This window comes from Bordetella sputigena, from assembly GCF_965137885.1.
GTDB classification, from domain to species: domain Bacteria; phylum Pseudomonadota; class Gammaproteobacteria; order Burkholderiales; family Burkholderiaceae_B; genus Bordetella_C; species Bordetella_C sputigena.
In genome coordinates this window covers 253972-277242 of record NZ_CBCSCA010000001.1, presented here as the reverse complement: position 1 = coordinate 277242, position 23271 = coordinate 253972, and the positions used below count along the sequence as shown (strand labels likewise).

Here is a 23271-nt window from a genome sequence, read left to right as displayed (position 1 = left end):
TCAGAACTCCAGTTCGATGTGGCTGTAGCGCGGGTCATTGAAGGTCTCGTCGATGGCCTTCGAAAACGGCGTACTGGGCACGCCGAAGATACCGGGCCAGTCGATTACCTCGAATTCGTCCTTGGCCACCAACGCCTCCAGCTGTTGTGTCGTGAACGGCGGGTTGCGATCGAGAGTTCCCCAGACCTTCAGCAGGGCATAGAACAATCCATAGGGAATCTTGACAATCGCCGCGCGAGCATGGGTGACCCGCTTGATCTCCCTGATGATGTCGATGTAATCCACGCGCTCATGGCCGGATATGTTGAAAATTCCATCCGGAATGCGCCGCTCGATGCAGCTGATGATCACGTTGCAGAAATCGCCTACATACAGGGGCTGGCGCATGTATTTACCGTTCCCCGGGATAGGAAAAACCGGCACCTTCTTCATAAAGCGGGACAGCCATCCCAAATGCTTGCGATCGAACCATCCGAACATGAGCGTGGGCCTCAGCACCGGGCACGGGATCCCGCTACCAAGGACCATTTCCTCTTGCGCCTTTTTGCTTCTCGTATAGAAGTCGTCGGCGACCGATTCGACCACGGACGAACTGATATGCACCAGATAAGGTACGTGCTTGTCCCGGATGGCATCGAGTATCAGCCTGGTAGAGTCGACGTTATTGCGCTCAAACTCTTCGTAGAAGTTGCCCCCGATTTGGGCCTGCAACATCACGACGACATCGGCGCCCTCGAAATGACGCGTCCAGTCGCCCGGCTGCGACAGATCCGCATATTCGGCGATGATGTCCGGTTGAACCTGCCGCAATACTTGCAGGTTGGCCTTGTGCTTATCGAGCACTACGATATTGGAGTAGCCTCGAGATTTCAGCCGGGCCACGAGATTCTGCCCAACCAGGCCCGCGCCGCCGGGCAAAACGATCTTGCCAGTCATCATTCGTGCATTTCCTGTTTGTACTTGCCGCGCCGCTCGATGCCGGCGTCGGCCCTGCTGCCCATTACGGATATCACCGCGCAAGCGGCACCGACAATGAGCAGGATATAAGCATGCGCAAGCAGCTCGTCTACCGCATGATCAAATCTGCCTTCGATGCGATCCGGATCGCCAGCGGGCAAGATCACCGCCGGTAATATCCGCCGGATGCCCGGGTCTGAAAGAAGGTGCATCAGGCGGTCGGCATTCGGATACGGGGTCTCTAGGAACGGCTTGCCCTCAATGGCGGTTCGGTCTCCGGTTCGCAGGAAATTCCTGACATTCGTCTCTTCCGCGACGCCAATCTGACGCTTGTAATCCAGCTCGGATACCAAGAGCGGCCAAGCTTTTACGAAGCCGATCGTCACAATGCAGAGCCATGCGCCCAACGCCGCAATTTTCATCAAACGTTGGCGGCTCATAAGGGCCCTGTCACACAGCCACAGTAGGCAGGCGAAGTTTGCCAGAATGCCGATGGCGAGCAGGTCGAAATAACGGGGTGCAAGGACGGCAATAGCGCGGCCATAGGCCGTCACCGCAGCCTGGCCTACGGACCACGCGAGCAGCGCCAAAATAAACCATTCGACCGCGAGCACGCGATCACGTGGAGTACGCAGTATGAGAAACGCGAACAGAAGGCCCGGCAGATTGAGAAGCAACGGCCATATGACTCGTGCCTTATACGGCCAACTGAGGCTCTGCAGAAGAGCTTCGAGGAACTGTCCGAACGATGTCGCCTTCATGAACGCATGATTCGGAATGACAGGGGTCAGGACGTAGCCTACGACGAACAGCAGCAGCAGAACTGTCACCGCCAACCCGGTCTTTCCCCGTAAGGCACCATGGCGCAATTCGCGAAGTAGCAACACTGCGGCCGCGGCGAGGACGGTGAAGATGCCCGAGGCCAGCGACAGATAGGCGAGGACCGCCATGGCAATGCCAAGCCACCACCGCCGCGAGAAGGCGGTCTCGGTCACCAGGAACCACATGCCGGCGAAGGAGAACAGCAAGTTGAAGTAGAACTGTGCCTGGAAACCCGCCAGTGTGTTTTCCCAGGCGTAAGGTATGCAGAACACCGCGAGCACGACAGCGAGCGCCGGTATCCCGGCAATGTGGGGCACGGCGCGTCGCAACAGTGAAAGCAGGTACACCAACGTCACCGCGTGCAGGATTGCATTCACCGCCATCTGCAGTAACGGATTCCATTGGCCATTGACGATGAACAAACCCAAGGCGAACAGCCGGGTCGTCAAAATATGATGCTCATTATGCGGCGCGAGCAACGACATCCAATGCAGTGTCCCCGCGACATAGGGAGCATACAGGCGGTCCGCCTCGGCATCCCATTGGTCCCAATACGGCGTCACGTTCCCATACGCATGTATGAGCATCCACTTTGCCGCGACCAGTATGCAGGCAAAAGACAGGAAGGCCCACACCGCGGGATCGACCGCCTGGATCCAGCGCGACGGGCGCGCAGTATAGGAAGACGGCGGCATCACAGTTTGCTGCGTTTGAATATCGCGTTCGGTACCAGCCGTATGATGCCCATGATGAAGCGCCAGAACCACGGCGTATACAGCACGTCCCGGCGCGCCGACACCGCCCTTACGATATCGGCCGCCACCTGATCGGACTGCGCGGTCAACCGGGCCGGCAGATCAAGACCGGCGGTCATCGGCGTTGCGACGAAACCCGGCTTTATCGTAAGCACATGAACACCGGTTTTGAAAAGGCGAGCACGCAAGCCCGATGCGAACGCATCGACGGCCGCCTTCGCGGACCCATACAGATAATTACTGCCCCTACCTCGGTCCCCGGCCACGGAACCGATCACGGCCAGCACGCCTCGTCCCTGGGATTTGAGGCGTTCACCCAACACGCTCATGCACGCGATTGCACTCTCGCCGTTTATTCTGAATTCCTGGATGCCGTAGGGTAGGTCCGTCTGCGTACGCCGCTGGTCCGGCAACGTGCCATGGGCGATGAGCACGACGTCGACATGCCCCAAATCGCTCCAGGCAGTGCTGCAAAGTTCATCGAGCCTGGAATAGTCGGATGCATCCATCACGAACGTGTGCACCCTGCTCGCCCCTCTGGCGCCCAGATCCACGGCAACCAAAGCCAGTTTGTCGGCATCACGTGCCACCAGGAACAGCGCTGCCTGGTCCGCCGCATAACGACGCGCGACCGCTTGGGCGATCGCCGAGGTGGCGCCTACGATTACGATGTGAACGCTCATAAAGCAACGCGCTTCCAAAAACGGGATAAAAGAGCCGGATCACGCAGCGCCTCCACCTGCACCCAGCCCGGATAGGCGCAGCGGAAATGCTCGGCGCTCATATGCGCGTCCTTCGCGGGATAAAGACGGCCGCCCGCTTCCCGCACAATCGCGTCGAGTCGCGCGAACAGCCGACTTATGGAGGGCTCGCGCTGCGGGAAGTCCAGCGCCAGTGATGCACCTTCCATAGGGAAAGACATCAAGCCCGGAGACGCGATGTCGCCACACTGCTTCAGCACCGCCAGGAAAGAGCCCATACCGCTACGCGAAATTTCGGTCATCATCGCGCGGATCGCATCCTGCGAAACGGGCGACGGCACTACGCACTGATACTGCTGGAAGCCGCGCCGCCCATACATGCGATTCCAGGAAAGGATCTTATCCAGCGGATAGAAGAAGGGATCATAGCCGCTAATACTGGACACTTCTTTCGCGCGCTGGCGATGATAGTAAAGGGTATTGAAGGCGCGCAACGATAGCGAGTTCACCAGTGAAAAGGGGGGGTCGACAGGCATCGACAATCGGCCAGGTGGAGCGGGCCGCGTATCATCGCCGTCGGTGTGATCGCCGACGATGTAGTGCCCTCTTCCCACGTCGGCTCCCTTGGCAAGGCAATCTATCCAGGCCACCGTGTATTCATGCGCATGGTCATACTGCCGGCTAAGGGCGAAGAATTCTTCCAGATTGCCAAATCGGATGGACCGTTGCGAGATCAGTCCGCAGTTGACCGGTCTCAGCTGCAGCTCGACTTCCATGATCAATCCGGTCAAGCCCAGGCCCCCGACCGTAGCCGCGAACAGCTCGGGTCTTTCCCCCCGCGAGCATTCGATCAAGCCTTCGTCACTGCGATGGAGCACTAGCCGGCGGACATGCCGGCCGAATGTTCCCATTACATGATGGTTCTTGCCATGGACATCGTTGGCTACCGCGCCACCCAGGCTGACGAACTTCGTGCCTGGCGTAACCGGCACGAACCAACCCCTGGGCAAAGCCAAGGCAATCAGTTCGCCCAAGGTAATGCCAGCGTCCGCTCGGACCACGCCGTGCTGCCAATCAACCTCGACAAAACGATCCAGACCGCGCATGGCGATTACATGCCCTGAGTCCGCCAGGCAGGAATCACCGTAGCTACGTCCGCAACCGAAGCCTAAGGTCCCGGCTTCGAGCCGCGAGGACAGAGCTTCAGGGACCTCGCCGGGCCAGGAGACCGGATGCAGGGTCTGCGGAACGCGGGGATAACGCCCCCATGACAATCGCGTTTGCATCAAAAGGACGCCAGCACGAAGGTGCACAGGAACAACAGGCCTACCCAACGGCTGATCCTGTCACGCAGCGCGAACACGATAGGATCATCGTGCATTTCGCCCCGATGCGCCAACAGCCAGACGCGGCTCAGCCAGAACAGCAACAGCGGGCAGGCCCCCCACATCCATTGCGGATGGCGATATAGCGCCCCATATGAGGAGTCGTTTATATAAAGCGCCAGCACAAGGACCGATATATAGCCGGACGCCCCCCCCAACGAAGCAAGTAGTTCGTAGTCCGATGGGTAATAGCCGCGGCCGGCCGCCTTGTCCCGCCGGCCGCGTTCGCGGGCCTCCCGCAGTTCGGTGTAGCGCTTGACGAATGCAAGGCTCAGGAAGATGAACACGCAGAACGCGAGAATCCAGAAGGTCGTCACCAGCGACATCGCGGCTGCGCCGGCAAAGACCCGTACCGTATACAGCATTGCCAATGTGACGACATCCAGCATCACGACGCGCTTCAGGCGCAGCGAATAGGCCAGCGTCAGCACATAATATCCGGCCAGGACAACCAGAAAATAGTACGGCAGCCATAGCGCGGAGAGGATCACGGCCGCCAACAGCAGAACCGGCATGATGAAAAGGCCGTGCAGGATCGGCAACGTGCCGGCCGCCAGGGGACGGAAGCGTTTAGTACGGTGCTGACGGTCATCCTGCAGATCCAGCAGGTCGTTCAGCAGATAAACGCTGGACGCGCACAGGCTGAAGGCGATGAAGGCGATCGTCCCGCGAACGGCGAGCGCCGGCTCCAGCAGCCTGTGCGACGCCAGCAAGGGTACGAAAAGCAGCAGGTTCTTCGCCCATTGGTGTACCCGTAGCGCTTTGAGCAAGGTCCGCAGATAGCCTGGCCTGTCGTCGAATACCTCCCCGATGGTGCCCAGCTTTCGCGCCGCCGACAGTACCCCGCGTTCGGGGTTCGCCACATGGATACGCGATGCGGCGTCCCATACCTTCAGATCCGCAGCGGAATTGCCGACATACTCGAAGCCACCTTCTCCGTACAACTTGACCAAAGCCTCGCGTTTGCGCCGAGCCGACAGATTGACGTGCGGTTCGGTACCGAGCACATCGTCGAAAATGCGTAGATGTTCCGCGATGCCGTGGGCGATCCTCCGGTCGGACGCCGTGGCGAGCACCAGGCGTGCTCCTGCCTTGCGCCGCTGGTCCAGCCATACGAGCAGCGCCTGGTTATACGGCAGGCGGTCGGTTTTTGGCAGAACCGCATCGGCCAGCTTGCACTTGAAATAAGCCTTGCCTTTGAACAACCATGCAACCAGGCTGAATATCCGCCACGGGTAGGCTCGCAGGAAGAGAAATACATTCTCCACCAGCATATCGGTCAATACGAGCGTCCCGTCCAGATCGACGACGACGCGGCTCTCAGCTTTATCCATTTTTCAAGATCGGGGAGGCGGACAACGGAGGAACGCGGGTGGGCCACGCGTATGAAAAATCCTCGTAATCCTGCGTCAGGTTGGGACTGTAGGCGGGGTCCGCATCCAGCAGGTCAGCCCAGCGCGACTTCATGTAATCGCATTCGGACTGGAAGCGCGCCTGCTTTTCCGGTGTATTCTCCGTGCCGCGCGTGACGGACTCGTGATGATACAGCTCTGCATATGACGCATAGATATTCCGATATCCCGCCTGCTTGAGCCGTATGCAGAAGTCGATATCGTTGAACGCCACGGTAAGCGCCTGTTCTTCCAACCCCCCTACCGCCTGGTAGGTCCCCTTGCGAACCACCAGGCAAGCGGCGGTCACCGCCGAAAGCTCCTGCGTCAGGATGGCCCGGAAAAAATATCCCGGATGGTCGGCGGGAAGATGCTTATGGCTATGCCCCGCCACCCCCCCCCAAGCCGAGGATCACGCCAGCGTGCTGCACGGTGCGGTCCGGGTAGAAAAGCCTTGCGCCAACCGCGCCCACACCGGGCTGGATCGCATACGACATCATTTCGCTCAGCCAATCGGGAGAAATGACCTCAATATCGTTATTGACCAAGGCAACGTATTCGCCGTTGGCCTGTGCCACGGCGCCGTTGTTCAACGCCGAGTAATTGAACGGCCGATCGTCACGGATGACGCGGATGCGTGGATGCCGAGCCAATTCCTGGAAGTAAGCCAACGCGCCCGCGTCATCGGAGCCGTTATCGACCAGAAGAATCTCGTAGTTGAGGTAGGTCGTCTTCTGCAGGATGCTGTCGATGCATTGGCGGACCAGCGTCTCGCCGTTGCGCGTGGGGATAATCAAGGACACCAGCGGCTGCGCGATCGGCAGGTCGAAGCGCACGCGGTAATAGCCACGTGGCTGCAACTCCGCACGTGCCTGATGTCCCACGCGCCGGATGTGTTCGTTCAGGGCGCGCTCGCCCGCCAGCAAGGCATAAGGCTTGGAATCCCCGGCCTGCGCGGTGCTTGCCGCGTGAATACGCCAGTGATACAGCACGCGTGGGACATGAACGATTTGCGAAGGAGCCAAGCGCTCGATACACCTGAGCGCCAGGTCATAATCCTGGGCGCCTTCGAATCCAAGACGAAAGCCGCCGACCTCCCGCACTAGATCCGCTCGGTACAAACCCAGATGCGAAATCATGTTGTACGAGAGGAACAGCTCGTAATTCCAATCGCACTTGAAGTGCGGCTCTGTTCTGACGCCCTTTTCCGTGATCTTGTCTTCGTCGGAATACAGCAGTCCCACGCCCGGGCTGCGGTTTATTGCTTCCGCCATCCAGAACAGGGCATGGGCGCTGAGCAGGTCATCATGATCGAAAAGCGCTATCCAATCGCCCCTTGCAATTTCCAGGGCAGAATTGGATGCTGCGGAAATATGCCCGTTGGACTCCCTGAAAACGACTTTGATCCGCGGGTCCAGGGATTGATAGTGCCGGAGCACATCGTGGACCGCCGGGTCCGTGGACGCGTCGTCCGCGATACACAATTCCCATTCGGAATAAACCTGGTCACGCACTGATTCGATTGCTTCCCGCAGCCAACCCGGTGCCGGGTTATAGACCGGCATAATGATTGAAATCAGCGGTTTCATGCGCAAGCCATCACCAAGCCGCGCCATCTCTTTCCGTGTTTCGTCGGTGAGCGTGTCATACTGAAGCAGCCACGCCGCATAGTTATTGCGATCGAGCCCTGATCGATTGTGGATAGCATGGCGAAAAAGACCAATACCACGGCGAATGCCGGCGACACCTTCGCGGCGATATATGTTGATGACCTTGCGGCTGACCAACCGCACTCCGCCGGCCTGCCGGATACCCCGCGCGCCCGCCCTCGCCATGCGCAGTGGCTTGGCGACTTTTGCTCCTGTCCTTAGAATTAAGTCTTTTATACGGCTCATTGGTATACGTCGGCCTCAGGGAACTTCAACCCTTGCCGATCTTTGGCCGACAGTTGTACGGTTGCACTTCCCAACTGGTCCAATGGCCAATCGATAGCAAGCGTCGGATCATCCCAGGCGATACAACGCTCCGCCTCGGGTGTGTAATAGTCGGTCGTCTTGTAGAGAAACTGCGCGCTGGCGGACAGCACAAGAAAAGCATGGCCGAATCCTTCGGGCACCCACAGCATCCGCTTGTTCTCGGCGTTGAGGATTTCCGCGACATATTGGCCGAAGGTGGGCGACGATTTACGCAGATCCACGGCAACGTCATACACCGATCCCGCCACCACGCGGACGAGCTTGCCCTGCGCATGCTGGATCTGATAATGAATGCCACGCAGCACGCCCTGGACGGACCGGGAATGATTGTCCTGCACGAAATCCACGTCGCGGCCAGTGGCTTCGGCGAACTGTCGCCGATTGAAGCTTTCGAAGAAGAAGCCGCGATCGTCACCGAATACTTTCGGTTCGATAAGAACCACTTCCGGAATTGCGGTGGGAATCACCTTCACGTTCTGACCTCGTCTTTCAAAAGGCGCAGCAAGTATTGCCCATAGCCGTTCTTCGCCAATGGAGCCGCCAGCTTTTCCAGCTGTTCCCGACCAATGAAGCCGCGGCGGTAAGCGATTTCTTCCGGACAAGCCACCTTGAGCCCTTGGCGATGCTCTATGGTCTGAATGAAGTTGCTGGCTTCGATCAGGCTTTCATGCGTGCCCGTGTCCAGCCATGCGTATCCGCGGCCCATGATTTCGACGGTCAGCTCGCCCCGCTCCAGGTAGATCCGGTTGGCATCGGTGATTTCCAGCTCACCGCGCGCCGACGGCTTCAGTTCCGCCGCGATATCGATGACCTTTTCATCGTAGAAGTACAGGCCGGTCACGGCATAGCTGGACTTCGGCTTTGCGGGCTTTTCTTCCAGCGACGTGGCACGGCCATCCGCATCGAAGGAAACCACACCGTAGCGCTCCGGGTCATGAACGTGGTAAGCAAATACCGTGGCGCCGGAAGTTCTATCGACCGCCCGCTCAAGCTGGACGTGCAGATCGTGTCCGTAAAAGATGTTGTCGCCCAGCACCAAGGCCGACGGCGATCCATTCAGAAAGTCCTTGCCGATGATAAAGGCTTGAGCCAGGCCGTCGGGACTGGGCTGCACCGCGTATTGCAGATTAATGCCCCATTCGCTGCCGTCGCCAAGCAGTTGCTGGAACCGGGGCGTATCCTGCGGCGTAGAGATAATCAGAATGTCGCGCAGGCCCGCCAGCAGCAACGTAGACAAGGGGTAGTAGATCATCGGCTTGTCGTATATGGGCAAGAGCTGCTTTGACACAGCCTTGGTCACCGGATACAACCGGGTTCCGGAGCCGCCCGCCAGGATAATGCCTTTGCGTTGACGTTGCATGATGGGATTTATTTCTCTAGAACTTCGGTAAGCATACGGGAGACGCCGGCTTGCCACGCCGGCAGCGAGAGACCAAACGATTCCCGCAGCAAAGCAGTATTCAATCGGGAATTCAACGGTCGACGCGCGGCAGCCTTGTATGCGCTCGACGAAATGGGTTTGACCGTTGACGCCCTTAGCGCAACGCCGTGCTCCGCTGCTTTTTCCAGCACGTACCTGGCATAGGCATACCAGGACGTCTCGCCGGCCGCGGCCAGATGATAAGTCCCGGGCAGCCCGGATCCGGACCGCGTGCGTGCGATGGCATGTGCCGTCACATCGGCGATTAGGTCCGCTCCCGTGGGCGCGCCGATTTGGTCGTCGATGACAGACAGCTCGTCGTGTTCCTTCGCCAAGCGCAGCATCGTTTTCGCGAAGTTACCGCCCCGGGCGCCATACACCCAACTGGTGCGGAAAATAAGGTGGGCGCAACCGGTTTCGCGAATTCTCTCTTCGCCGCCCAGCTTGGTTTTCCCATAAACGCTCAAGGGTCCGGTGGGGTCATTTTCTTCCCACGGACGCGTCCCACTTCCGTCGAATACGTAGTCAGTGGAATAGTGAACAAGGAATGCCCCCAACCTGGCGGCCTCGCGCGCCAAGGCGCCAGGGCCATCGGCATTGATGGCATGGGCGGCATCAGGCTCGCTTTCTGCCTTGTCCACCGCCGTATACGCGGCGGCATTGACGATCACATCGGGCGCGAGCGCCTTGACCGTGGCCGCGATGCCCGCGTCATCCGCCAAGTCGCCACACAAGCCGGATTCGTCGGCGCGTCCCAGTGCGACGAGATCGCCCAGTGGCGCCAGCGCGCGCTGCAGCTCCCAGCCTACCTGTCCATTCTTACCTAGCAAAAGGATTTTCACTGGTCTCGGCCCGCATAGTTCTTTTCGACCCACTGCAGGTATGCGCCGCTCTGGACGTTGGACGCCCACTCCGTGTTTTCCAGATACCAGGCGACCGTTTTACGTATGCCCGATTCGAAGGTTTCGGCAGGTTTCCAGCCGAGCTCTCTTTCGATCTTGCGGGCATCGATAGCGTAGCGGCGGTCGTGGCCCGGCCGATCGCGAACGAAGGTAATCTGCCCGGCATAGGACAAACCATCGCCGCGCGGCTTCAGCTCATCCAGGATAGCGCAGATGGTGCGCACAACATCAAGATTGGGTTTCTCGTTCCAGCCGCCGACGTTATAGGTTTCCCCGATGCGGCCCGACGCCAGAACAGCGCGGATCGCCGAGCAATGATCCTTCACATAAAGCCAATCGCGCACTTGCTGGCCGTCGCCATAGATAGGCAGCGGCTTGCCGGCGACGGCATTCAGGATAACCAACGGAATCAGTTTCTCCGGAAAATGGTAGGGCCCGTAGTTGTTACTGCAATTGGTCGTCAGTACGGGCAACCCATAGGTGTGATGCCAGGCCCTTACCAAGTGATCCGATGCGGCCTTGCTTGCTGAATAGGGGCTATTGGGCTCATAGGGGTTGGTTTCCGCAAAAGGCGGCGCATCCGCCGCCAGCGAGCCATACACTTCGTCGGTGGAAACGTGCAGGAAGCGGAAGCTCGCTTTTTCCTGCGCGGGCAATTCCGACCAGTATCCCCGCACGCTTTCCAGAAGATTGAACGTACCGACCACATTCGTCTGGATGAACTCGCCGGGCCCGTCGATCGAGCGGTCCACGTGGGATTCCGCAGCGAAGTTCACCACCGCGCGCGGTTTGTGCTCTTTCAAAAGACGGGATATTCCCGCCCTGTCGCCGATATCCATTTTGACGAAAACATAACCCGGCTGCCCGGCAAGCCGCGCGAGCGTTTCCAGGTTGCCCGCATAGGTCAGTTTGTCAACATTGACGAGGGCCTCGTCCGTTTGCGCGAACCAGTCCAATACGTAATTTCCGCCGATAAAACCGGCACCACCCGTAACCAAAATCGTCATAGCTTTCTATAGTTTTTTGAAAAGAGCGGCCACAATCAGGCCGATGTTTCCAGCGAAGGTCTGCCGATAGACCCCGGCACGCCTCAAGCCAACAAGACGACGCACGATGCCGCCTTGGCGGGACGCATCGAATTCCTGGAATATCTGCCGCTGTGGGGCCGGCAACTGCCCCAGGATACGTCGAAGGCCCGCGATGTTGGCATCAATCCACCCGCGCAGTTGACCCTGCATCAGCAGGCGAACACGCATGATCCTGGCACCCAGGCCCTGATTCGAACCGATCAGGTTACCCCCATGCTGCCGGTACAGGAGAGAAGGTTCAGGGTCGTACACGATACTGCCGCCCGCCGCACTGATGGCCACATAGGTCCACCAGTCATGCGCCACGACAGGAATATCCGCCCCAGCTTCCAACAGTAGACGTCGCCCGGCCGCGTTAAAGACCATGGTATTGCCGCCTCCGACATTCTGCACAAGCGCGTTGCGGAAGTCCGGTTTTTGTGTAAAGAGAGGTGAGAGGCCGAATTCGATTCCCGCCTCATCCACCAGGCGCGTACGCGAGCAATACAAGGCCGGACCTTCCGCCTTCAGCTCTTCAAGGATGCCCAGCGCGCGTTCGAGCTTGTCCGCCGCCCAGATATCGTCCTGGTCCGAATATGAGAAATAATCGGCCTGGATCTCGGGCCGACAAGCCAGGGAAAGGAAATTCGGCGCGAATCCACGCGACGGCCCGCGGACGATTTCCAGGCGGTGCTCGCCCCACGCTCGGCAGTACTCGGCGAGGATTTCCAGCGTGCCGTCGCGCGAGCCATCGTCGGAGACCCAGACTTTCCAATTGTCATGAGTCTGAGACTTGATGGAATCCAGCTGCTGGCGAAGAAAGCGTTCGCCGTTATACGAACAGAGCAGAACCGCCACGTGCGGCCTTGGCTCCGGCATGCCAGGCTTTGCAGTAGATGTTCCCGGGATAGTTGTACTCAAACGTCATCAGCCTCTTTTTTGACCATCAGCCACCGCGGCGTGGCAAAGCGCACCAGGGTGCGGTACAGCGCCAGGTAGACGATAGAAAACAGCGCCACGAATCCCATCAATACGTATTCGTACTGCCAGAATAGAACCGCCGGGATCACCGCAAGGGACGACAGCACCCACAAGTACGGCGAGGTCATGGCATTGCGCTGGATCTTGTGGCGCGCCTCGGTGGAGCCGATGGCCCACCGCACCAGCCGCTTGTAGACCAGCATGTGCAGATGTACCCCGTCCGGCATCCCTGGCGACCGGCCGCGCAGCCAGCGCTTGCGGTAGATCGAAAACAGCGTCTCGAAGACGGGGTAGATGCACAACAGCAAGGGAAACCAAGCCGACACATGGGGATGCCGGTAGAGCAGAAGCACGGACAATTCACCAATCATGTAGCCGATGAAGTACGCCCCCCCGTCACCCAGAAAGATCAGGCCGCGTGGATAGTTCCAGATCAGGAAGCCGCCGATGGCGCCCATCATCCCTACCGAAGCGACGACCAGCAAGCGGTCGCCCAGGTAATACGACACATAAGCCATGCCAGCCAGGATCATGACGGAAACCACCGCTGCGAGCCCGTTGTAGCCGTCGATGATATTTATCGCATTGGCGGCGCCGCCGATCGCGATCATCGTACACAGCAGCGCGATAAACCAAAACTGCAGCAGCCAATCCACCCCGACGATGTCGAGGCGCACCACTGCGGCGCCCAGCAAGTAGTAACCCAGCGCGCCAGCCATCATGGCGAGAAGCAAGCGCACACTGGCGCGAACCTTCTTGGTGATGTCTTCCGCGAAGCCGCCAAGGAAAGCCGGCGCGCCGCACAGCAGCAACAGGAACAAGGGCTTGACCAACCCCGGCTCACGCCAAGCCGCCGCGCCGGCGACCACCAGCATGCCCACAACCAGCGCGACGCCGCCGACCCGCGGCACCGGACGGACATGATATTTCTGCACGCCCGTCATGTCGGAGTCACCGGTATAGCGCACGTGCAAATGCCCGAACCGCAGCGTCAGCAATGTGCAGATGGCAGACGCGATAAAGGCAATAGACACGTAAAGCATGAAGGTTTACCTACCCCTTTGACTCTTTTTCCGGTTTCTAGGGTCGGTTGCGTGAATTCATATCGATCCGGACGACAACCTCCGGACGCAGCTCATCGTTACCCCACTTGATGGCGGGGGCATTTTACTTCTTTTCCCAAGGAGCTTCCGGGTACGCTCGCTTGCGGTATGTCACTGATCTAATACAAATTTTTGGCCTATGGCCAAAAGTGTTCAATATGCCGCGAACCGCTTTATCCCCCCGGGCTTTTGTTACAAATCCAGTAACTTATGACACAGATATGACGGGCGCGGGCCTCAGAGCTCAGCCGAATGTCAGTTGCAAAGCGGTACCGACTTGCACCCAATCCCGTAGCCTTTCGCAGCAATCAGGTCCAGAATGAGCCCAAGAAGGCCTAATAAAGGAGACAGCCATGCGCATTTCCGATGCTCAATGGATTCCTTCTACCCAGCACCAGACCTGGGAAGCGCTGACCGACTGCGCCGTGCTGCGCAAGTGCATACCCGGCTGCGTCGAGGTCGAATGCCGATCGCCGACGGAATACGCCTTTACCGTGCGCGCCAAGGTTGCCGGCCTGGGGGCGGACTACGAGGGTGAGGTGCTGCTTTCGGACGTCAACGCGCCGCACGGCTGCACCCTGGTGTTCGAAGGCAAGGGCAACGCCGCCGGGCTGGCGATCGGCACGGCCCAGGTGAACCTGGCGCCCAAGGACCACGGCACCCGGCTTTCATACACGCTGGCGGCCATGGCCGGGGGCAAGTTGGCCGAAGTGGGCGAAGGCACGCTGATAAAGGCTGCCGAGAAGATCGTCCAGAAGTTCTTCCTGAACTTTATCGACCACATGGCGGCCCAGCCTCACGTCGCCCCGCCGCCGCCTCCCCCACCGCCGGAGCCCCATGGTTTGCGCAACTCGCGCTGGTCCTGGGCCGTGGTCACCATGCTTATCCTGGCCTTCGTGGGCTATCACACCTTCTTCACCTGAGTACGGGCTTACGCGGACTTGGGGACCGGGCGACCGCGGCAAGAGCCGGAGGGAGGCCGCCTCGCGATCGGTGTATGCTCCGATCCCTCTAGGCATATCCGCGTTTCCTCATGCGCAGCCGTGACCTGATCGATCTGCTATTGTTGGCCGCCGTGTGGGGCGGTTCCTTCCTGTTCATGCGCATCGCGGTACCGGAATTCGGGCCGGCCCCGCTGATGGAGTTGCGGGTCGGCCTGGCGGCGCTGGCGCTGCTTGCCGTGCTGGCGTGGCGCGGTGGGGTGCGGGCGATGTTGCGCCACTGGAAGCCCATTCTCTGGGTGGGCGCTTTCAACGCCGCCCTGCCCTTTCTCTTGTACGGCTACGCGGCCCAAGGGCTGGGCGCCGGCTTCCTTTCCGTGTCGAATGCCGTGACGCCGATGTGGGGCGCGGCGATAGGCTGGATCTGGCTGCGCGATCGCTTGCCGGCTGGCCGGGTCGCCGGGCTGGCCATCGGGTTCGCGGGCATCGTGGTGCTGGTCTGGGACAAGTTCGATTTCAGCGACGGCGGGACGGGGTTGCCCGTGATCGCGGCCTTGATGGCGCCGTTGTGCTACGGCGTGGCGGCGAACAGCACCAAACGCTACTTGACTGGCCTCGACGCGTTGAGCGGCGCGACGGGCAGCATGGTCAGCGCGGCCCTGCTGCTGATGCCGTTCGCTGTGTGGACCTGGCCGGCCGAGCCGGTATCGGTGCAGGCCTGGGCGGCAACGATAACCCTGGCGCTGGTGTGCACCGCCATCGCCTATGTGATGTTCTTCCGCTTGATCGCCAGCGTGGGCCCGACGGCGGCGGTCAGCGTGACATTCCTCGTGCCGGTGTTTGGCGTGTTGTGGGGCACGCTGCTGCTGGATGAGCCGCTGACCGCGACGATGCTGGTGGGCGCGGCGATCATTCTGGTCGGCACGGCGCTGTCGCTAGGACTGGTGGGGCGGCCGAAAACGGCGCGCGCCTGATCGCGCGACGACCAGTGGGTCGAAGCGGCCCGCCACGCCTACACCCGCTCGAATATCCCCGCTGCCCCCATCCCCGTCCCAACACACATCGTCACCATCCCGTACTTCGCCTGCCGCCTTCGCAGGCCGTGGACGACGGTCGCGGCGCGGATGGCGCCGGTGGCGCCCAGGGGGTGGCCGAGGGCGATGGCGCCGCCCAGCGGGTTCACCTTTTCCGGGTCCAGGCCCAGATCGCCGATGACCGCCAGCGACTGCGCGGCGAAGGCCTCGTTCAGCTCGATCCAGTCGATATCCTGCTGGTTCAGGCCAGCCTGCTTCAGTGCGGCCGGAATAGCGTCGCGCGGACCGATGCCCATGAGTTCGGGCGCGACGCCGCGCACGGCGAAGGATACGAACCGGGCCAACGGCGTCAGGCCGTGATCGCGCACGGCGCGCTCGGAGGCCAGGATCAGCGCGCCGGCACCATCCGAGGTCTGCGAGCTGTTGCCCGCGGTGACGCTGCCGCGCGCCGCGAAGACCGGCCTCAGGCGCGCCAGGGCTTCCATGGAGGTATCCCGGCGCGGCCCTTCGTCGCGCAGGAATTCGCGTTGCGCGATGGCGATTTCGCCGGATTGCAGGTTGGCCTGGCGCGCGACGACCGCCACGGGGGTGATCTCGTCATTGAATTCACCGGCGTCCTGCGCGGCGATGGCGCGCTGGTGCGAGCGCAGCGCGAAAGCGTCCTGGACGTCGCGCGTGACTTTCCATTGCTCGGCCACGCGCTCAGCGGTAAGGCCCATGCCGTAGGCGATGCCGACGTCTTCGTCGTTGGCGAAGATGCGCGGCGAGAACGATGGTGCGTGGCCCATCATGGGCACCTGGCTCAGCGACTCGGTGCCGCCGGCGATGACGATGTCGGCCTCGCCGACGCGGATGCGATCGGCGGCCATGGCGATGGCGCTCAGGCCTGATGCGCAGAAGCGGTTGACGGTGATGCCGGGCACGCGGTCCGGCAGGCCCGCCAGCAGGACGGCGATGCGGGCGACGTTCAGGCCTTGCGAACCTTCCGGGCGCGCGCAGCCGATGATGGCGTCGTCGATGGCGGCGGGGTCCAGGGTGGCGGCCTGCGCCAGCGCGGCGCGCAGGATGTCGGCCAGCAGTTCGTCCGGACGGGTGTTGCGCAGCGCGCCCTTGGGCGCCTTGCCGACCGGCGAACGGGTGGCGGCGACGATGTAGGCGTCTTGCAGGCTTCGGGTCATGTCGGTGTTCCTTGCATTTGCATCGGCGGCGGGAGCGGCGGGGGCGATAAGCGGCGGACCATCCCGATGCCGCCTTGGCGGCATTCCTAATTCCGTACCGGCTTGCCGGTCTTCAACATCCCCATGATGCGCTCATGCGTCTTGGGGTTGCCGAGCAAGCCGAGGAAGGCGCGGCGTTCCAGCGCGAGCATCCATTCCTCGTCCACCAATGTGCCGGGATCGACATCGCCGCCGCAGATGACGTGGGCGACGGTGCGGGCCAGTTCGTAGTCGTATGCCGAAATAAAGCCGCCGTCGCGCAGATTGACCAGTTGCGCCGCCAAGGTTGCCGCCCCATCCGTACCCGCCACCGGAAACGGCGCGGGCAGCGGCGGCCGCCAGCCGGTGTCGGCCAGGGCGGCGGCATGGCGGATGGCGGCGTACAGGACTTCGTCTTCATGCATGACGATGGGATCGGACTCGCGCAGATAACCAATCTGTCGCGCTTCCAACGCGGAGCGCGAGACCTTGGCAGTGGCGACGGCTTCGGCGAATTTCTGCAGGAAAGGCAGCAGGGGCATGTCGGGCGCGGTGGCGGCGCGCTGTTCGGCGGCGCGCCGCGCGCAGTAGGCCAGGCCGCCGGCGCCGGGCACCAGGCCGACGCCGATTTCCACCAGGCCGATGTAGGTTTCCAGGTGCGCCACGCGGGCCGCGGCGTGCACGGCGATTTCGCAGCCGCCCCCCAGCGCCAGGCCGGACAAGGCAACGACCGTGGGCACCAGCGCATGACGGAAGCGCTGGGCGACGCGCTGCAGGTCACGCTCCAGGGGTTCGATCGCCGCCGGACCGCCCTGCATGAAGGCCGGCAGCATGGCCTGCAGGTCCGCCCCGGCGGAGAACGGCGGTTGGCTTTGCCATACCACCAGGCCGCGGTACCGGGCTTCGGCCAGGTCGACGGCATGCAGCAGGCCCTGCGTGACGGCAGGGCTGATGGTATGCATCTTGGTTTTGAACGACGCGATCAGCACGTCGCGGTAGCCGTGGCCTTCCACCAGCGTCCACAGGCGGATCGCATCATCCTCGAACACCGTGCGGCCAGGCGCCTCGTCCGGCTCGCCGACCAGGCCCGGCGGCACGAGCTGGCAGCGGTAAACGGGCAGGTCGCGGCGCGGCTGGAAGACGCCCTCGCGCGGATTCCAGGAGCCGCCGGCGGTATGCACGCCGCCGTTTTGCACGACCAGGCCGCCCGTGACCCAGGCCGGCAGCGGCGCGGTGGACAGGGCCAGCCCCTTGTCGATGTCTTCCTGTATCCACCGGGCCACGGTAGACCAGCCGGCGGCCTGCCAGACTTCGAACGGTCCCCGCGCATGGCCGAAGCCCCAGCGCATGGCGAAATCCACGTCGCGCGCGGTATCGGCGATATCGGCCAGGTGCACGGCGGCGTAGTGGAAGGTGTCGCGCAGCAGCGCCCACAGGAATTTGCCCTGCGGTTGCGGCGACTCGCGCAAGGCGCGCAGGCGGCGCGCGGGATCGCGCTCGGCCAGCGCCGCCGCGACGGCGTCGTCCGGCGCGGCACCGGCGGGCACGTAGGCGCGCGCCGCCGGATCCAGGCGCAGGATGGCCTTGCCTTCCTTGCGGTAGAAACCGGCGCCGGTCTTCTGGCCCAGCGCGCCTTGTTCCAGCAGCGCCGTCAACACGGGCGGCGTGGCGAAGGCCGCGCGGAAAGGATCGTCCGGCAGGCCGTCCTGCATGGTGCGGATGACGTGGGCCAGCGTATCCAGCCCCACGACATCGGCGGTGCGGAAGGTGCCGGACTTGGCTCGGCCCAGGCGAGTGCCGGTGAGCTCATCGACGATGTCATAGCCCAGGCCGTAGCGCTCGGCCTCGATCATGGCCGCCAGGATGCCGAAGACGCCGATGCGATTGCCGATGAAATTGGGCGTGTCCTTGGCCCGCACGACGCGCTTGCCCAGGTCCGACACCAGAAACGTCTCCAGCCTGTCCAGCAGACGGGACTCGGTCGCCGCGGCCGGGATCAGTTCGACCAGCGGCATGTAGCGCGGTGGGTTGAAAAAATGCACGCCGCAGAAGCGCGGCCGCAGCCCCTGTGGCAGCGTGTCGGCCAGGGCGGCGATGGAGAGCCCGGATGTGTTGGTCGCCAGGATGGCATGCGGCGCCAGGGCGGGTGCGATGCGCCGGTACAGATCCCGCTTCCAGTCCAGGCGTTCGGCGATGGCCTCGATGACCAGGTCGCATGGGCCCAGGCGGTCCAGATGCTCGTCATAGTTGGCCGGCTCGATGTGCTCGGCCAGCGCCGGCGAGGCCAGCGGCGCGGGATTCAGGCGCTGCAGGCCGGCGATGGCCTTGCGGGCGATGGCGCTGCGGTCGGCGCCCTCGCTCGCCAGATCGAAGAGTACGACCGGGACGCCGGCATTGATGCAGTGGGCGGCGATCTGCGCGCCCATGACGCCCGCGCCCAGCACGGCGATGCGGCGTATGCGCGCCGGGACCGCCCCCTGGGTGTCGTTGTGTCCGGCCGCGCTGGAGGGCGGAGCGGTGGGAATGTCGCCAGCGGGAATCATGGCCTGGGTCTCCTGCGATTGCTGGGTCGAGCCGCCGCTGATGCTCAGCGTACGGTCGGATCGGTATGGCTTGGAAGTCGGGGGGCGGCCACCCCTGCGGGTCCGCCGTCGCGGCCGGTCCTTTATACGCAACGCCTTCGGCACACTATACAAAACCTGGGCATCCGCGCTCGCGAACAGTAGCGGTCAATACCGCGCGGACTGCCCCGTCAGCGCGACGCCCACGCGGAGCATCGTGTACGCGACGTTATCCAGGAAGCGCCGTACCCAACCGCGATCGCTATGGTCCGCGGCCCGCACCAGCCGGCCGCCGCGGCTTATTTCATCTTCCAGACTGTCGTACAACTGGCGCGCGAAGCCGGCATCGTCCACGATGACATTCGCCTCGCGCGCCAGCAGCAGGCTGAAGGGATCCAGATTGGACGAGCCCACCGTGGCGACGTCGTCGATCACCGCCACCTTGGCATGCAGGTAGCTGGGCATGTACTCGTAGATCTCGATGCCGGCATTCAGCAGGTCGGCGTACAGCACGTGCGTGGCGTAGTACTGCAACCGGTATTCGACCTTGCCCTGCAGCAGCAGGCGCACGCGCACGCCGCGCGCGGCGGCGCGCTTCAAGGCATGGCGGAAGCGCAGGCCGGGAAAGAAATAGGCATTGGCGATCAGTATCTCGCGGTGGGCGCGATTGATACCGTACAGATAGGCGCGTTCGAAGGTCTGCCGCCAGCGCAGATTGTCACGTAGCACGAACGCCGCGCGCAGGCCGCCCGGCGCCTGCCCGGACGAGCGGCCCAAAGCCTGGTCCGGCGGCGGCCCGTAAAGACGGCGCAGGCGACGCGCTTCGTTGGCCCGTTCCCCGCGGCGCAGCGCGGCGGGGCTCAGGCGTATCCACAGCAGATCCTGCGCGTGCACCGCTTGCGCCACCAAGGGCCCGCGCACTTCGACGGCGAAATCGAAGCGCGGATTGGCGTCGATCGCATCATCCGGATCCAGATCGTCGTAATCGTCGACGATATTGATTCCGCCGACAAAAGCGACCCGGCCGTCGATCACGGTGACCTTGCGATGCAGCCGCCGCAGCCGGCTGCGCGAAAACAGCAGTCTTTGCGGCCAGCCCGGTTCGGGGCGAAAGATGCGGCACTGCGCGCCGGCGTCGATCAATCGGCGGCGGACCTCGTCCACCCACTCCCAGCTGCCGAAGCCATCGATGACCACGCGCACCTTGACGCCGCGCTCGCAGGCGCGCGCCAGCGCGTCCAGCACGCGTTGCGCCGTGCGGTCCAGCGTAAAGATATAGGTTTCCAGATGCACGGTCGTGCGCGCCGCATCGATGGCATCGCACAGGGCGGGGAAGAACTCCGCGCCGTTCTTCAGCAGCCGGATCGCGTTGCCGTCCGACCAGTGCAAACGCAGCGGCTTGGGCCTCACGGCAATTCGAGCTCCGCGAGCAGGGGCGAATGATCGGATAGCTTGGACCACGCCCTGCCGCGCAGCACGCGCGCGCTGCGTACGCCGAAACCGCGCTGGTAGATGCGGTCCAGGCGGAACCAGGGGAATACCGCGGGGAAAGTGCGTGGCGGCCGCACGATGCGCAGGTTGCCGTCCATGGTCAGCTGGTTGGTCCGCTCCAGCATGGCGAGGCTGTTGGGCACGCCGCGCAGCACATTGCTGAGCCGGCGCATGCTTTCGCGCAGGCGGGGGCCTTCGCCGCCGACCAGCTTGGGCGCATGGGAGAACACTTCGTACACACCCAGCCGCTGCACGAACAGCGGCGCCAGCCTATCGTTCCAGTCATTGAAGTCGCCCGCGATCAGCATGGGCGCGCCGGCCGGCACCATGCGATCGATGCGATCGACCAGCGCCTGGATCTGCCGTGAACGGCTGCCGGCGAACAGGCCCAGGTGGACGACGAAGCAATGGACTTCGCGATTGCCGACCTCGACGGTGGCATGCAGCAGGCCACGTTGCTCGAGCTTGTGGTCGGAGATGTCCTGGTTCTCATGCTCCAGGATGGGATAGCGCGACAATAGCGCGTTGCCATGGTCGGTATGGTCGCGCACCGCGTTGCGGCCGTAGCACATGTCCATGTGCAGCGCGGCCGCCAGCGACATGTGCTGGGCGTCCAGTACGCTTCGGCTCTCGTTGCGGCCCTGGACTTCCTGCAGGAAGACCAGGTCCGGACGCAGCCCGTACAGGCCCAGGCGCAGCTCCTTCAGGGAGTCCCGCGCGCCCAGCGCGGAACGGCCCTTGTGGATGTTGTAGCTGACGATGCGCAGTACGGACATGGCGCCAACTTATCGCACCGTTATTTCACTTCCGCGTTGCGCAAACGGATATGCAGCTCGCGCAGTTGCTTTTCGTCCACGGGCGACGGCGCCTGCGTCAGCAGGTCCTGCGCGCGCTGGGTCTTGGGGAAGGCGATCACGTCGCGGATGGAATCCGCGCCCGTCATCATGGTGACGATGCGGTCCAGGCCGAAGGCGATGCCGCCGTGCGGAGGCGCGCCGTACTGCAGCGCGTCCAGCAGGAAGCCGAACTTCTGGCGGGCTTCCTCGGCGCCGATCTTCAGCGCGCGGAAGACCTTGCTCTGCACTTCCTCGCGATGGATACGGACCGAGCCGCCGCCGATTTCCCAGCCGTTCAGCACCATGTCGTAGGCCTTGGCGTAGGCCTTGCTGGGATCGGTTTCCAGGAAGTCCTCGTGGCCGTCCTTCGGGCTGGTGAAAGGATGGTGCGCGGCGGTGTAGCGGCCTTCTTCCTCGTCGTATTCGAACATGGGGAAGTCGATGACCCACAACGGGCGCCAGCCGGGAGTGAACAGGCCGGACGTCTTGCCGAATTCGCTGTGGCCGATCTTGACGCGCAGCGCACCGATGGAATCGTTGACCACCTTTTCCTTGTCCGCGCCAAAGAAAATGATGTCGCCGTCCTGGGCGCCGGTGCGCTTGATCAGCTCGGCCAGCGCGGCGTCATGGATGTTCTTGACGATGGGCGACTGCAGTCCGTCGCGGCCCTTGGCGGCTTCGTTGACCTTGATCCAGGCCAGGCCCTTGGCGCCGTAGATGCCGACGAATTGCGTGTAGCTGTCGATTTCGCTGCGCGACAGCGAGCCGCCGCCCGGCACGCGCAGGGCCACCACGCGGCTGCCCGGCGTGGCGGCCGCCGAGGCGAACACCTTGAAATCGACGTCGCGCATGATGTCGCTGATGTCGGTGAATTCCAGCGACACGCGCAGATCGGGCTTGTCCGAACCGTAGCGGCGCATGGCTTCCGTCCAGGTCATGCTGGGGAACGGTTGCGGCAGGTCGACGTTCTGCACGACCTTGAAGACGTGGCGGATCATGCTTTCGAAGATCTCGCGGATCTCGACTTCGTTCAGGAACGAAGTTTCGCAATCGATCTGCGTGAATTCGGGCTGGCGGTCGGCGCGCAGGTCTTCGTCGCGGAAGCACTTGGTGATCTGGTAGTAGCGGTCGAAGCCCGACACCATCAGCATCTGCTTGAACAGCTGCGGCGACTGCGGCAGCGCGAAGAACTGGCCGGCATTGACGCGCGACGGCACCAGGTAATCGCGCGCGCCCTCCGGCGTGCTCTTGGTCAGCATGGGCGTTTCGATATCGATGAAGCCCAGCGTGTCCAGGAATTTGCGCACTTCGATGGATACGCGATAGCGCAGCATCAGGTTGCGCTGCATCTGCGGCCGGCGCAGGTCCAGCACGCGATGCGTCAGGCGCGTGGTTTCCGACAGGTTGTCGTCATCCAGCTGGAAAGGCGGCGTGACGGAAGGATTGAGGATTTCCACTTCCTTGCACAGCACTTCGATTTCGCCGGAAGCCAGTTCCGGGTTGGCCGTGCCTTCCGGACGGAGGCGCACCAGCCCCGTGACCCGGATGCAGAATTCGTTGCGCAAGCGTTCGGCCGTGGCGAAAGCGGCGTTGTCGGGGTCGAAAACGATCTGCGCCAGGCCGGCGCGGTCGCGCAGGTCGATGAAGATGACCCCGCCGTGGTCGCGGCGGCGGTTTACCCAGCCGTACAGGGTAACGGTTTGACCGAGGTGGTCGCGGCAAACCTGGCCGGTGTAGCAGGTACGCATTGCG

20 protein-coding genes are annotated in these 23271 nt (G+C 62.5%); 2 read left to right on the top strand and 18 right to left on the bottom strand.

Translation table 11 applies throughout. The annotated features are described in order from the left end of the window. From ACNA0R_RS01290 to ACNA0R_RS01230, 13 genes are all read right to left on the bottom strand, one after another. On the bottom strand, nucleotides 1-939 hold the full coding sequence (locus ACNA0R_RS01290) for an NAD-dependent epimerase/dehydratase family protein (protein ID WP_415824068.1): 939 nt from the start codon (nucleotides 937-939) through the stop codon (nucleotides 1-3). Beyond that, nucleotides 936-2474 carry a hypothetical protein gene (locus ACNA0R_RS01285; protein ID WP_415824067.1) on the bottom strand — a complete coding sequence of 513 codons (1539 nt, stop codon included), beginning with the start codon at nucleotides 2472-2474 and terminating at the stop codon, nucleotides 936-938. Before ACNA0R_RS01285 ends, ACNA0R_RS01290 begins: the two co-directional genes overlap by 4 nt. Next, entirely contained in the window at nucleotides 2474-3217 is a 744-nt protein-coding gene (locus ACNA0R_RS01280) for an SDR family oxidoreductase (protein ID WP_415824066.1), read from the bottom strand. The genes ACNA0R_RS01285 and ACNA0R_RS01280 overlap by 1 nt, the downstream gene beginning before the upstream one ends. Next, the gene (locus ACNA0R_RS01275; protein WP_415824065.1) at nucleotides 3214-4521 is read right to left on the bottom strand and encodes an FAD-binding oxidoreductase; all 1308 of its coding nucleotides are present in this window, start codon (nucleotides 4519-4521) and stop codon (nucleotides 3214-3216) included. Before ACNA0R_RS01275 ends, ACNA0R_RS01280 begins: the two co-directional genes overlap by 4 nt. Next, nucleotides 4521-5954, bottom strand: coding sequence for a UbiA family prenyltransferase (locus ACNA0R_RS01270; RefSeq protein ID WP_415824064.1), 1434 nt, complete (start codon nucleotides 5952-5954; stop codon nucleotides 4521-4523). Before ACNA0R_RS01270 ends, ACNA0R_RS01275 begins: the two co-directional genes overlap by 1 nt. Further along, nucleotides 5947-6321 carry a glycosyltransferase family 2 protein gene (locus ACNA0R_RS01265; protein ID WP_415824063.1) on the bottom strand — a complete coding sequence of 125 codons (375 nt, stop codon included), beginning with the start codon at nucleotides 6319-6321 and terminating at the stop codon, nucleotides 5947-5949. The genes ACNA0R_RS01270 and ACNA0R_RS01265 overlap by 8 nt, the downstream gene beginning before the upstream one ends. 70 nt (nucleotides 6322-6391) lie before the next feature. Next, entirely contained in the window at nucleotides 6392-7906 is a 1515-nt protein-coding gene (locus ACNA0R_RS01260; RefSeq protein WP_415824062.1) for a glycosyltransferase family 2 protein, read from the bottom strand. Continuing rightward, nucleotides 7903-8460, bottom strand: coding sequence for a dTDP-4-dehydrorhamnose 3,5-epimerase (gene rfbC, locus ACNA0R_RS01255; protein WP_415824061.1), 558 nt, complete (start codon nucleotides 8458-8460; stop codon nucleotides 7903-7905). The genes ACNA0R_RS01260 and rfbC overlap by 4 nt, the downstream gene beginning before the upstream one ends. Next, nucleotides 8457-9347 carry a glucose-1-phosphate thymidylyltransferase RfbA gene (gene rfbA, locus ACNA0R_RS01250; protein WP_415824060.1) on the bottom strand — a complete coding sequence of 297 codons (891 nt, stop codon included), beginning with the start codon at nucleotides 9345-9347 and terminating at the stop codon, nucleotides 8457-8459. The genes rfbC and rfbA overlap by 4 nt, the downstream gene beginning before the upstream one ends. Before the next feature lie 8 nt (nucleotides 9348-9355). Continuing rightward, entirely contained in the window at nucleotides 9356-10249 is an 894-nt protein-coding gene (gene rfbD / locus ACNA0R_RS01245) for a dTDP-4-dehydrorhamnose reductase (RefSeq protein WP_415824059.1), read from the bottom strand. Beyond that, nucleotides 10246-11316, bottom strand: a complete 1071-nt coding sequence (gene rfbB, locus ACNA0R_RS01240; protein WP_415824058.1) for a dTDP-glucose 4,6-dehydratase — start codon at nucleotides 11314-11316, stop codon at nucleotides 10246-10248. The genes rfbD and rfbB overlap by 4 nt, the downstream gene beginning before the upstream one ends. Before the next feature lie 6 nt (nucleotides 11317-11322). Beyond that, on the bottom strand, nucleotides 11323-12234 hold the full coding sequence (locus tag ACNA0R_RS01235) for a glycosyltransferase family 2 protein (RefSeq protein ID WP_415824057.1): 912 nt from the start codon (nucleotides 12232-12234) through the stop codon (nucleotides 11323-11325). Nucleotides 12235-12293: 59 nt separating this feature from the next. Then, the gene (locus tag ACNA0R_RS01230; RefSeq protein ID WP_415824056.1) at nucleotides 12294-13400 is read right to left on the bottom strand and encodes an MraY family glycosyltransferase; all 1107 of its coding nucleotides are present in this window, start codon (nucleotides 13398-13400) and stop codon (nucleotides 12294-12296) included. Nucleotides 13401-13813: 413 nt separating this feature from the next. On the opposite strand from ACNA0R_RS01230, the gene ACNA0R_RS01225 reads away from it, so the two are divergent. Then, nucleotides 13814-14383, top strand: coding sequence for an SRPBCC family protein (locus ACNA0R_RS01225; RefSeq protein WP_415824055.1), 570 nt, complete (start codon nucleotides 13814-13816; stop codon nucleotides 14381-14383). A 110-nt stretch (nucleotides 14384-14493) separates the two neighbouring features. Further along, nucleotides 14494-15375: a DMT family transporter gene (locus ACNA0R_RS01220; protein WP_415824054.1), complete on the top strand. Its 882-nt coding sequence runs from the start codon at nucleotides 14494-14496 to the stop codon at nucleotides 15373-15375. A 38-nt stretch (nucleotides 15376-15413) separates the two neighbouring features. On the opposite strand, the gene ACNA0R_RS01215 is transcribed toward ACNA0R_RS01220, so the two are convergent. The 5 genes from ACNA0R_RS01215 to aspS form a co-directional block, all read right to left on the bottom strand. Next, a complete protein-coding gene (locus tag ACNA0R_RS01215) occupies nucleotides 15414-16613 on the bottom strand; it encodes an acetyl-CoA C-acyltransferase (protein WP_415824053.1) in 1200 nt (399 codons plus the stop codon). Between the two features lie 86 nt (nucleotides 16614-16699). Further along, complete coding sequence (locus ACNA0R_RS01210; RefSeq protein ID WP_415824052.1) at nucleotides 16700-19174, bottom strand: 3-hydroxyacyl-CoA dehydrogenase/enoyl-CoA hydratase family protein; 2475 nt, start codon at nucleotides 19172-19174, stop codon at nucleotides 16700-16702. A 186-nt stretch (nucleotides 19175-19360) separates the two neighbouring features. Further along, complete coding sequence (gene clsB, locus ACNA0R_RS01205; protein WP_415824051.1) at nucleotides 19361-20602, bottom strand: cardiolipin synthase ClsB; 1242 nt, start codon at nucleotides 20600-20602, stop codon at nucleotides 19361-19363. After that, nucleotides 20599-21459 carry an endonuclease/exonuclease/phosphatase family protein gene (locus tag ACNA0R_RS01200; RefSeq protein WP_415824050.1) on the bottom strand — a complete coding sequence of 287 codons (861 nt, stop codon included), beginning with the start codon at nucleotides 21457-21459 and terminating at the stop codon, nucleotides 20599-20601. The genes clsB and ACNA0R_RS01200 overlap by 4 nt, the downstream gene beginning before the upstream one ends. Before the next feature lie 20 nt (nucleotides 21460-21479). Continuing rightward, nucleotides 21480-23267: an aspartate--tRNA ligase gene (gene aspS / locus ACNA0R_RS01195; protein ID WP_415824049.1), complete on the bottom strand. Its 1788-nt coding sequence runs from the start codon at nucleotides 23265-23267 to the stop codon at nucleotides 21480-21482. Between the last annotated feature and the right edge of the window lie 4 nt (nucleotides 23268-23271).